Consider the following 11,104-nt stretch of genomic DNA (forward strand, 5'->3'; position numbering starts at 1 on the left):
CTTTTCGAGAACGACGATTGCGTTTGCGAAGACGGAGCGGTGAGGCACTCCTCGCTGGGGGAACGGAGCAGGCGCACCGGGAGCAACCGAAATCGCCGGATGTCTTTCGATATGCGGTTGTCCCCGCTACGCTGGGCGGACGGATGTTGGATCAACCCGATACGATCCTGCTCTACACGACCATATCCAGCGCCTCGCCGATCGCGTGCCAGACGCGGGCGAGGTCGTCGGCCGCGATGCTGTAGGGCGGCATGACATAGAGCGTGTTGCCGAGCGGGCGGACGAGCAGGTCGCGGTCGCGGAAATGGGCGAGCAGGCGGGGCGCCAGGTCGGACAGATAGCCTTCGTCATGCCCCACCTCCAGCGCGGCGATGGTGCCGAGCTGGCGGGGATTTGCTGCACGGCGATGCTGCGCAGCATCGGCGAGGTGGGCGGCCTGACGCGCCACCAGCGTCGCGATGCGATCCGCCACCGGCTCTTCCCGCCAGATCGCGAAATTGGCGCGGGCGGCGGCGCAGGCGATCGGGTTGGCGGTGTAGCTGGACGAGTGGAAGAACTGGCGCGACCGGTCGGTCGATCGGTGCGCCTCGAAGATCGCCTCGCTGGCCAGCGTGACGGCGAGCGGCACCGCGCCGCCGGTCAGGCCCTTGGACACGCACAATATGTCGGGCACCACCCCCGCCTGTTCGCAGGCGAACAGCGTGCCGGTGCGGCCCCATCCGGTCATCACCTCATCGGCGATGAACAGCACGCCGTGGCGGGCGCAGATTGTGCGCATCTCGGCCAGCACGGCGGGCGGGTAGATCAGCATGCCGCCCGCGCCCAGCACCAGCGGCTCGACGATGAAGGCGGCGGCGCCGGCGCGCGCCTGTGCCTCCAGTGCGTCGAGCGTTGCCTGCGGGTCGGTGGGAAAGGGGATGGTGCCGACATCGAAGAGCAGCGGCGCATAGGGGCGGTTGAACACGCCGCGCGCGCCGACCGACATCGCGCCGATCGTGTCGCCGTGATAGCTGTGCTGCATCACCAGAATGCGCTCGCGCGGCGCGCCATGGTTCGCCCAGAAGCCGAGCGCCATCTTGAGCGCGACCTCGACCGCCGTCGAGCCGGAGTCGGAGAAGAAGACGCGGGTGAGTTCGGGCGGGGTGAGGCGGATCAGTTCGGCGGCGACGTCCTCGGCGGGCTCGTGCGTCCAGCCCGCGAAGATGATCTGGTCCAGGGTTGCGGCCTGCGCGGCGATGGCGGCGGCGATGCGCGGGTGGCCGTGTCCGTGCGTCGTCACCCACCAGGACGAGATGGCGTCTACGATGCGCCGCCCGTCCGCGGTGTGGAGGATCGCGCCCTCGCCATGTGTGACGCGCGGGATCGGCTCGTTCAGGCCATGCTGGGTGAAGGGGTGCCAGACGGGGGAGGTCATGCGCAAAGGCTCGGAAAAGCGGCGGCGAAGGCGTGCGCAAGTGTCGCCGGGGTGAGCGGGGCGAGGCGGGGCAGGCGGCCGAGGCGCTCGACCTGCGCGATGTCGGCGATCGTCGCCTCGCTGTCCTCGACCGGATCGCCGACAAAGGCGATGCCGTGGATCGACACGCCGCGCGCGCGCAGCGCCTCGATCGAGAGCAGGCTGTGGTTGATCGTGCCGAGCCCGGTGCGCGCGACGAGAATGACCGGGATCTGCCACGCGGCGAACAGGTCGGCGAACAGATGCCGGCGGGTGACGGGGACGAGGACGCCGCCGGCACCCTCGATCACCAGCGGGCCGGCGACGGCGGGGGGTGTCAGCGCGGAGGGATCGATGGTGACGCCGTCCAGCTCGGCCGCGCGGTGGGGGGAGCAGGGGGTGGTCAGGCGCCACGCGGACGGGTGGATGCGCGCGCCGGGCGCCAGCGTGGCGACGGTATCGGCATCGGCCCCATCCTCCAGCCCGGCCTGGATCGGCTTCCAATAGGTCGCGCCGAGCGCGCCGGCGAGGCCGGCGGCGAACACGGTCTTGCCGATCTCGGTATCGGTGCCGGTGACGATGAATTTCATGGCAGGACCTGGGGGAGGAGGGTGGCGAGGGCGGCGAGGTCTTCGTCGCGGACGTTGAGGGTGATCGACAGGCGCAGGCGGGCGGTGCCCGGAGGGACGGTGGGCGGGCGGATGCCGCGTATGTCGAAGCCGTGCGCCTGAAGGGCGGCGGCGGTGCGCATGGTGGTGCCATCCTCGCCCAGGATCAGCGGCATGATCGGGGTGCCGGTGGGCGTGGCGCCATAGGGGGCGAAGAGCCGTCCGGCGGAGGCGATGCGGGTGTGGAGTGCGGCGCGGCGTTCGGGTTCGTCGCCCAAGATGCGCAGCGCCTCGCGCACCGCGCTCGCCATCAAGGGCGAGGGCGCAGTGGAGAAGATGAAGCCGCGGCCGCGATTGACCAGAAAGTCGCGCATCACCGCCGGACCGGCGACCAGCGCGCCTTCGCATCCCAGGGCCTTGCCGCAGGTGTGCAGCGTGATCGTGCGCGGCGAGGGGGTGGCAAGGCCCTGGCCGCGGGTGCCGAAGACGCCGGTGGCATGGGCCTCGTCGACCAGCAGCATGGCGTCGTGGCGCTCGGCGATGGCGGACAGGTCGGCGAGCGGGGCGGTGTCGCCGTCCATGCTGTAGAGGCTTTCCACCGCGATCCAGGGCGTACCGGTATTACCCGCCGCGCGCCAGTCGCGGATCGCGACCTCGACGGCGGCGGCATCGTTGTGCGGGATCTCGATCGCGGGCGCGCGCGCGAGGCGCAGTCCTTCGCGGGCGCTGGCGTGGATCAGCGCGTCGTGAACGATCACGTCGCCGGGCTGGGGCAGGGTGGCGAGCAGCGCAACGTTGGCGGCATAGCCGCTGGAAAAGAACAGGCAGGATTCCGCACCCAGAAAGGCGGCGGCCTCCGCCTCCAGCGCCTCGTGTTCGGGGTGGTTGCCGTGGAGCAGGCGCGAGCCGCCCGCGCCAACGGGAACACCGCGCGCGATGGCATCGGTGACGGCGGCGGCAAGCTGCGGGCTGGCGGCAAGGCCCAGATAGTCGTTGGAGGCGAGATCGACCGCCAGGCGGGGCTGGAGCGTGCGCAGCCGGTCGCGCGCGGCCAGCGCGGCGAGGTCCTGCTGATGAAAGGCGAGCATGGGGGGCGCCTTATAGCATCGCGGGCGGGGGCGGAATCAACTTTGCCGGGGGGCGGATGGCGTCAGGTCGATGCGGAGCCCGTTCAGCCGCGTACCGGGAGACACGGCGCCGCGTGCGGCACTGTCTCGATACAAGCTCTCGCTACGCTCCTGCGGAGCTACTCGATCTTTACTCGACACGAACGGCTTGGGGGAGGTGTCGGTCCATGGGCAGGGGCTTCGACTTCGCTCAGCCCGAACGGATGGGGTTTCGCCGAAAGAGTTCAGGGTACGGCACATACGAAAAAGGCCCGGCGAACCGGGCCTTTTCCATTTGCGATGTCGCGGTGCGTCCTTTCGGGCGCACCCGTCCGATCAGTCGCGGTCGCCGGTCAGGAAGGCGGGGGCGAATTCGGGCGCGGGGCCGTCATCACGGCCGCCGCCGTTGCCGCCATTGCCGCCTTCGCGACGCGGGCCGCGATCGCCGCGGTCGCGGCGCGGGCCGCCCCGACCACCTTCGCGGCCGCCTTCACGGTCGCCGCCCTCGCGACGGGGGCCACGGCCGCCCTCACGATCGCCGCGCGGACCGCGGTCGCCGCCTTCGCGCGGTGCGCGGGCGGGGCGGGTGTCCTCCAGCTCGGCACCGGTTTCCTGGTCGACGACGCGCATCGACAGGCGAACCTTGCCGCGCGGATCGATCTCAAGGACCTTTACCTTGACCTGCTGCCCTTCGGACAGGACGTCCGCGACCTTTTCGACGCGCTCGTTCTTGATCTCGGAGACGTGGACGAGACCGTCCTTGCCGCCCATGAAGTTCACGAACGCACCGAAATCGACCAGGTTGACGACCTTGCCGTCATAGATCTTGCCGACCTCGGCCTCTTCGACCAGGCCCTTGATCCAGGCGATCGCCGCCTCGATCTGCGCCGGATCGGACGAGGAGACCTTGATCACGCCCTCGTCGTCGATGTCGACCTTGGCGCCGGTCGTCGCGACGATCTCGCGGATCACCTTGCCGCCGGTGCCGATGACTTCGCGGATCTTGGACTTGTCGATCGAGAAGGTCTCGATGCGCGGCGCGTGCGCCGACAGCTCCGAGCGGGTCTCGCCCAGCGCCTTGGCCATCTCGCCCAGGATGTGCGCACGGCCTTCCTTGGCCTGTTCCAGCGCGACCTTCATGATCTCCTCGGTGATGCCGGAGATCTTGATGTCCATCTGGAGCGCGGTGATGCCCTCCGACGTGCCGGCGACCTTGAAGTCCATGTCGCCCAGGTGATCCTCGTCACCCAGGATGTCGGACAGCACGGCGAAGTTCTTGCCCTCCAGGATCAGGCCCATCGCGATGCCCGAGACCGGGCGCTTCAGCGGCACGCCGGCATCCATCATCGACAGCGAACCGCCGCAGACGGTGGCCATCGAGGACGACCCGTTCGACTCGGTGATGTCCGAGGTGACGCGGATCGTATAGGGGAACTCCTCCTTCGAGGGCAGCACCGGGTGCAGCGCGCGCCATGCCAGCTTGCCATGGCCGATCTCGCGGCGGCCCGGCGCGCCGAAGCGGCCCACTTCGCCGACCGAATAGGGCGGGAAGTTATAGTGCAGCATGAAGTTCTGATACGACAGGCCATTCAGGCCGTCGATCATCTGCTCGGCATCCTTGGTGCCCAGCGTCGTGGTCGCGATGGTCTGCGTCTCGCCGCGGGTGAACAGCGCCGAGCCGTGCGCGCGCGGCAGGAAGTGCACTTCCGATTCGATCGGACGCACCGTCTTGGTGTCGCGGCCGTCGATGCGGCGGCCGTTCTTCAGGATCGCGGAGCGCACGATATCGGCCTCGAGCTTCTTCACGAGCTTGAGCGTGCCGAGATACTGGGCGGGATCGCTTTCCTTCAGGTCGGCGAAGGCGTCGCGCGCCTTGGCGCGGGCCTCGTTCAGCGCGGTCTGGCGGGCCTGCTTGTCGGTCAGCTTGTAGGCCGCCTCGACATCCTTGCCGATCGCCTTCTTCAGCTTGGCCATCGTGTCCGACTTGTCGGCGACTGGGGCCAGTTCCCACGGATCCTTCGCCGACTGCTCGGCCAGGTCGATGATCGCGTTGATCACCTGCTGCGACGCCTTGTGCGCGAACATGACCGCGCCCAGCATCACCTCTTCCGACAGCTCCTTGGCCTCGGATTCGACCATCATCACCGCGTCGTGCGTGGCGGCGACGACCAGGTCCAGCTCGCCCGCGATCGCCTCTGCGTCGGTCGGGTTGAGCTGATATTCGCCATTCTGGTAGCCGACGCGCGCGCAACCGATCGGGCCCATGAAGGGCACGCCCGAGATGGTGAGCGCGGCCGATGCGGCGATCATCGCCAGGATGTCGGGCTCGTTCTCGCCGTCATAGGACAGCACCTGCGCGATGCAGTTGATCTCGTTGTAGAACCCTTCCGGGAACAGCGGGCGGATCGGGCGATCGATCAGGCGGCTGACCAGCGTCTCACGCTCGGTCGCGCCACGCTCGCGCTTGAAGAAGCCGCCGGGGATGCGACCCGCGGACGAGAACTTCTCCTGGTAATGGACGGTGAGCGGGAAGAAATCCTGCCCCTCCTTGACGGTCTTGGCGGCGGTCACGGCGCACAGCACCACGGTTTCGCCCAGCGTCGCGATGACGGCGCCGTCGGCCTGGCGGGCGACCTTGCCCGTTTCGAGGGTCAGCGTCTTGCCGCCCCACTCGATTGCCACCTTCTTGGTATCGAACATGCTATTTCCTTACTCCGGCGGGCCTATCCCGGTCGGGGCCTATGAGGGAGCCAGTAGTGGCTCTGGTGCGGGGCCGAATTGCCCCGCTTGCCTGTGTGCTCCGGACTTCGCAGCGCCGGAGGATGCTGGTTAGACTAAACGTGTTTCGGCGATAAGAAAATGGCGCCCGAAGGCGCCATTTTTTACTTGCGAAGGCCGAGCTTCGCGATGAGGGCCAGATACCGCTCGCCATCCTTGTGGCGGAGATAGTCCAGCAGGCTGCGACGCTTGTTGACCAGCATCAGCAGGCCGCGACGCGAATGGTTGTCCTTCGCATGGCCCTTGAAGTGCTCGGTCAGGTTCTTGATCCGCTCGGTCAGGATCGCGACCTGAACCTCGGGCGAACCCGTGTCGCCTTCGGCGCGGGCATGATCCTTGATGAGTTCCTGACGGCGCTCGGCAGTGATCGACATCGTTGATCCTTTCTAATCGAGGTTGAAGCCACGCAAGACCCGGACTTCGCCGTTCGCGATCTCGACCAGTGCCACGGGCACCTGATCGAGCGTTGCGAGCGTCATGCCGTCCTGCATGGCGATCCCGGCCAACACACGCCCCTGACGGAGCGCCCCTGCCTGGTCGGGGGAGAGCGCAAGAGCCGGGATGTCGTCCAGCCCCGCACTCAGCGGCAGGAGTATCTGTTCAAGGGTGCGCGCCTGCCCCAGTTCGTTCAATTTGTCCAGCGTAATCGCGTTTTGCAGCGTGAATGGCCCGGCCTTGGTCCGGCGCAGCATGGTGACATGGCCGACGGTGCCGAGCGCCAGCGCGATGTCGCGCGCCAGGCTGCGGATATAGGTGCCCTTGGTGACATGGGCGGTGAGGGTGATCTCCTGCAACTCCTCGTCGGGCTGGCCTGGCGGGGTTTCAGGGCCTTTGTCTTGTGCCTCGATCCCTTCGTGCTGAGCGAACGGATGGTGCGGACCGGCGTTTGTTTTCGGCACGTGGAGTCGGTGCACCGTCACGCTGCGCGTCGCCAGCACCACCTCCTCGCCGGCGCGGGCGAGGTCATAGGCGCGCTGGCCATCGACCTTCAGCGCGGAATAGGCGGGCGGCACCTGCTCGATCGCGCCGGTGAAGCGCGGCAGCACCGCGTCCAGCGCGGCGCGGGTGGGGCGGGTGTCGCTGGTGGCGACCACCGCTCCCTCCGTGTCCAGCGTCGCGGTCTGCGTACCGAAGCGGATGGTGAAGTCGTACACCTTGTCGCTGTCGAGCAACCGGCCGGCGAGTTTCGTCGCCTCACCGATCGCGATCGGCAGCACGCCGGTCGCCAGCGGATCGAGCGTGCCGCCATGCCCGACCTTCCACTTGCCATAGCCGCCCTGACGCAGCACGCGCTTGACCGCGCTCACCCCTTGCGTCGAGCCCATCTCCAGCGGCTTGTCGAGAATGATCCATCCATGCATGGCGCGGGGGCCTAGCGGCACGGCGCTCAGTGCGCCAGCGCCTCGCAGAAATGGCGGCGGCACAGCGCGACATAGCGTTCGTTGCCGCCGATCTCGGTCTGGCGGCCTTCCGCGATCGCCCGGCCGTCTTCATCGACGCGCAGGTTCATCGTCGCCTTGCGCCCGCACATGCAGATCGACTTTATCTCGATCAGCGCATCGGCGAGCGCCAGTAGCCGCGCCGAGCCCTCGAACAGCGCCGCCCGGAAATCGGTGCGCAGCCCGTAGGCGAGAACGGGGATGTTGTGCACGTCCGCCAGCCGGGCGAGCTGATCGACTTGGCCTGCGGTCAGGAATTGCGCCTCGTCCACGAACACGCAGGCGATAGCACCCTCGACATGGCGATCCAGCACGCAGCGTTCGATATCGGTGGTGACGTGGAAGGGCGTGGCGGTCTGCGACAGGCCGATGCGCGAGGTGATCGTGCCATAAGCGAACCGGTCATCGATCGCGGCGGTGAACAGCATCGTGCGCATGCCACGTTCGCGATAGTTGAAATCGGCCTGGAGCAGGTTGGTCGATTTGCCCGCATTCATCGAGGCGTAGTAGAAATAGAGCTTGGCCATCAGGTCAGGCGCTCGACGGCAATAGGCGTGTCCGGCCCCGCCGCCTTGGCGAGATGCTTCTCGAAGCTGACGAAAGCGTCCAGTCCCGCAGATGCTACGAGGTGGACCATGTCCGCTAAATCTGCACCCGCTGCAAATTGATCGACCGTCCACAAGAGGCCATCGTGATCGCGAACGGCGATGGTGGGCAGGGACAGCAAATCACGCAGGGTCGCCGCGAGCGTGGCACGATCGAGCCGGTAATAGGAGCTCAGGAGCCAGGCCGTTTCCAGAAACACCGTATCCGCAACGAAAAACGGCTGGGCTAACAGCGCGGTCGCCTGTTCGGCCTGAGCGGGATCGTCACCAGTGATGTAGCGCGCGAGGACGTTGGTATCGACAGCCTTCATCGATCCCAACGTGGCCCGCCATCTGCCCACATCGCGGCGATGTGCGAACTCATGTCGTCGATCGACAAAGACGGCACCTTGCCATTGATGCGCGACCGGATGCGCGATGTGACCGCCTCGAAGCTCTCGCTGGACGTGGAGGATCGTTTGCGCAACAGCACGCCATCGGGCCGCTCGATGACGTCGAGCCGGTCGCCCGCGCCGAAATGGAAGCGCCTGCGAACATCCTTCGGGATGACGACCTGGCCCTTTTCCGACATGGTGGTATGCGCATTCATGCCGGTAAGATGCGTCTTACCGAGCCCGGCGTCAATCCTCGCCCAGATCGCGTGCCACGTCGGGCGAGCGGAGGATGGCGTCGATATGGCTGCCCTCGTCAAAGCTTTCGTCCGCCAGGAACTTCAGCTTGGCGGCGTATTTCATCTTCACGCGGGTGGCGACCTCGCGTTGCAGATAGGCGGTGTTGGTGCGCAGCGCCTTCAACACGGCCTCCTCGTCCTTGCCGAGCAGGGGTTTCACGAAGACGGTGGCGTGGCGCAGGTCGGGGGACATGCGGACCTCGGTCACGCTGACCATGTGCTTGGCGAGCGTATCGTCATGCACGTCGCCGCGCTGGAGCACTTCCGACAGCACATGGCGCACCTGTTCGCCGACGCGCAGGGTGCGGACCGATTTTTCCTGGGGATCTTTGTTCATGGCTTTTGTCCGTTACCTGCCCCTCCGCGTGCGGAGAGGCAGGCATCCGGTTGTTACAGCGTACGATCGCGCAGTTCGACCTCGAAGGTTTCGAGATAGTCACCGGCACGAATGTCGATGAAGTTGTTGGAGAAGGTCACACCGCATTCCAGACCGGCGCGCACTTCGGCAACATCGTCCTTGAAGCGGCGAAGGCTGGCGATCTCGCCCACATAGACGATGACGTCGTTGCGGGTGATGCGCGCCTTGAGTGCCTTGCGGATGACGCCTTCGGTGACGAGCAGACCCGCCGCCTTGCCGTGCTTGCCCGCCGAGAAGACCTCGCGGATTTCCGCACGGCCGACCACCGTCTCGAACGCCTCGGGACCGAGCTGCCCGGCCATACCGGCGCGGATCTCGTCGATCAGGTCATAGATCACGTCATAATATTTGAGCGCGACCTTGTTCCGCTCGGCGATCTCGCGCGCCTTGGCGTTGGCGCGAACGTTGAAGCCGATGATCGGCGCGCCGCTGGCAGCCGCCAGCGTCACGTCGCTCTCGGTGATGCCGCCGACGCCCGAGTGCAGGATGCGCGCCTTGATGTCGTCGGTCGAGATCTTGTTGATCGACGCGACGATGGCCTCGACGGTGCCTTGCGTATCCGCCTTTACGACCAGCGGATATTCCAGCGCCTGATTGGCCTTCAACGCCGAGAACATCGATTCCAGGCTGGCCGGCGCCGCGGTGGTCCGCTTCTGCGTCAGCACGCCCTGGCGGTATTCCGCGACCTCGCGGGCACGCGCCTCGTTCTCGACGACCTGCAACTGGTCGCCCGCCTGCGGAACGCCCGACAGGCCCAGCACCTCGACCGGCATCGCAGGGCCAGCCTGCTTCACCTGACGGCCCTTGTCATCGACCAGCGCACGCACACGGCCCGATTCGGCGCCGACGACGAACACGTCGCCGACCTTCAGCGTACCGCGATTGACGAGGATCGTCGCGACGGGGCCGCGACCCTTGTCCAGCTTCGCCTCGATCACGGCACCTTCGCCGCCGCGATCGGGGTTGGCCTGCAACTCCATCAGTTCGGCCTGGAGCTGGATCTTCTCCATCAGCTCGTCGAGGCCGATCTTCTTGAGCGCCGACACCTCGACGTCCTGCGTCTCGCCGCCCATCGCCTCGACCTGCACGTCATGCTCGAGCAGACGCTCGCGCACGCGCTGGGGGTTGGCGTCGTGCTTGTCGATCTTGTTGATCGCCACGATCATCGGCTTGCCCGATGCCTTGGTGTGGTTGATCGCCTCGATCGTCTGCGGCATCAGCCCGTCATCGGCCGCAACCACCAGCACCACGATGTCGGTGACGTCCGCGCCGCGGGCACGCATCTGCGTGAACGCTTCGTGGCCCGGCGTGTCGAGGAAGGTGACCTTCGACTTGTCCTTCAGCGTGACCTGATACGCACCGATATGCTGCGTGATGCCGCCGGCCTCGCCGCGCACCACATCGGTGCCGCGCAGCGCGTCCAGCAGGCTGGTCTTGCCGTGATCGACGTGACCCATGATGGTCACCACCGGCGGACGCGGCTTCATCGCATCGACCGGGTCCTCGCTGGTGTCGATCGCCAGATCGATGTCCGAATCGGAGACGCGCACGATGTTGTGGCCGAATTCGGTCACCAGCAGTTCGGCCGTGTCCTGGTCGATCGTCTGCGTCATGGTGACGGGCATGCCCATCTTGAACAGCGTCTTGACCAGATCGGCGCCCTTTTCCGCCATGCGGTTGGCGAGTTCCTGCACGGTGATCGCCTCGGGCACCTGCACGTCGCGGACCTGCTTGACCTGCGGTTCGCGCGGGCCGCCGAAGGAACGCTTCTCCTTTTCGCGGGCACGCTTGAGCGCGGCGAGCGAACGGGCACGGGCGCTGCCGTCTTCGTTCAGCGCGCGGTTGACGGTCAGCTTGCCGCCACGACGCTCGTCACCCTTGCGGTCGCGCTGCTGCGGCCGGCTGGGCGGCGCGTTGCGCGGGGTCGCCTGACCAGACGGCAGCGAACGCGGTGCCGAGGACGACGCCGTGTTGCCGGCGGCCGGTGCGGCGGCCTGGGCAGGCGCGGGCGCGGGTGCCGGGGCAGGTGCGGGCCGGGGCGGAATGAC

General features: G+C 67.2%; 11 protein-coding genes. All 11 read right to left on the reverse strand.

What is annotated here, in order from left to right:
- Nucleotides 1-172: 172 nt before the first annotated feature.
- Nucleotides 173-1,414: an adenosylmethionine--8-amino-7-oxononanoate transaminase gene (locus tag OXR08_RS17940; protein WP_267351948.1), complete on the reverse strand. Its 1,242-nt coding sequence runs from the start codon at nucleotides 1,412-1,414 to the stop codon at nucleotides 173-175.
- On the reverse strand, nucleotides 1,411-2,022 hold the full coding sequence (gene bioD, locus OXR08_RS17945; RefSeq protein WP_267351950.1) for a dethiobiotin synthase: 612 nt from the start codon (nucleotides 2,020-2,022) through the stop codon (nucleotides 1,411-1,413). Before bioD ends, OXR08_RS17940 begins: the two co-directional genes overlap by 4 nt.
- Nucleotides 2,019-3,128 (reverse strand): 8-amino-7-oxononanoate synthase, encoded by a 1,110-nt coding sequence (locus tag OXR08_RS17950; protein WP_267351952.1) that lies wholly within the window; start codon nucleotides 3,126-3,128, stop codon nucleotides 2,019-2,021. Before OXR08_RS17950 ends, bioD begins: the two co-directional genes overlap by 4 nt.
- A 354-nt stretch (nucleotides 3,129-3,482) precedes the next feature.
- The gene (pnp, locus tag OXR08_RS17955; protein ID WP_112381588.1) at nucleotides 3,483-5,846 is read right to left on the reverse strand and encodes a polyribonucleotide nucleotidyltransferase; all 2,364 of its coding nucleotides are present in this window, start codon (nucleotides 5,844-5,846) and stop codon (nucleotides 3,483-3,485) included.
- 182 nt (nucleotides 5,847-6,028) lie between these two features.
- On the reverse strand, nucleotides 6,029-6,298 hold the full coding sequence (rpsO, locus tag OXR08_RS17960) for a 30S ribosomal protein S15 (RefSeq protein WP_112381587.1): 270 nt from the start codon (nucleotides 6,296-6,298) through the stop codon (nucleotides 6,029-6,031).
- A gap of 12 nt (nucleotides 6,299-6,310) precedes the next feature.
- Nucleotides 6,311-7,285, reverse strand: a complete 975-nt coding sequence (truB, locus tag OXR08_RS17965) for a tRNA pseudouridine(55) synthase TruB (protein WP_267351955.1) — start codon at nucleotides 7,283-7,285, stop codon at nucleotides 6,311-6,313.
- Between the two features lie 26 nt (nucleotides 7,286-7,311).
- Nucleotides 7,312-7,890 (reverse strand): thymidine kinase, encoded by a 579-nt coding sequence (locus OXR08_RS17970; protein WP_267351957.1) that lies wholly within the window; start codon nucleotides 7,888-7,890, stop codon nucleotides 7,312-7,314.
- The gene (locus tag OXR08_RS17975) at nucleotides 7,890-8,279 is read right to left on the reverse strand and encodes a type II toxin-antitoxin system VapC family toxin (RefSeq protein WP_267351959.1); all 390 of its coding nucleotides are present in this window, start codon (nucleotides 8,277-8,279) and stop codon (nucleotides 7,890-7,892) included. The genes OXR08_RS17970 and OXR08_RS17975 overlap by 1 nt, the downstream gene beginning before the upstream one ends.
- A complete protein-coding gene (locus OXR08_RS17980) occupies nucleotides 8,276-8,557 on the reverse strand; it encodes an AbrB/MazE/SpoVT family DNA-binding domain-containing protein (RefSeq protein ID WP_267351961.1) in 282 nt (93 codons plus the stop codon). The genes OXR08_RS17975 and OXR08_RS17980 overlap by 4 nt, the downstream gene beginning before the upstream one ends.
- Nucleotides 8,558-8,588: 31 nt before the next feature.
- Nucleotides 8,589-8,975 (reverse strand): 30S ribosome-binding factor RbfA, encoded by a 387-nt coding sequence (rbfA, locus tag OXR08_RS17985; RefSeq protein WP_112381582.1) that lies wholly within the window; start codon nucleotides 8,973-8,975, stop codon nucleotides 8,589-8,591.
- Nucleotides 8,976-9,028: 53 nt separating this feature from the next.
- The coding region (gene infB, locus OXR08_RS17990; protein ID WP_267351964.1) for a translation initiation factor IF-2 at nucleotides 9,029-11,104 on the reverse strand (2,076 nt) is incomplete at its 5' end.

It is taken from the genome of Sphingomonas sp. GM_Shp_2 (assembly GCF_026540875.1).
Lineage (GTDB): Bacteria > Pseudomonadota > Alphaproteobacteria > Sphingomonadales > Sphingomonadaceae > Sphingomonas > Sphingomonas carotinifaciens.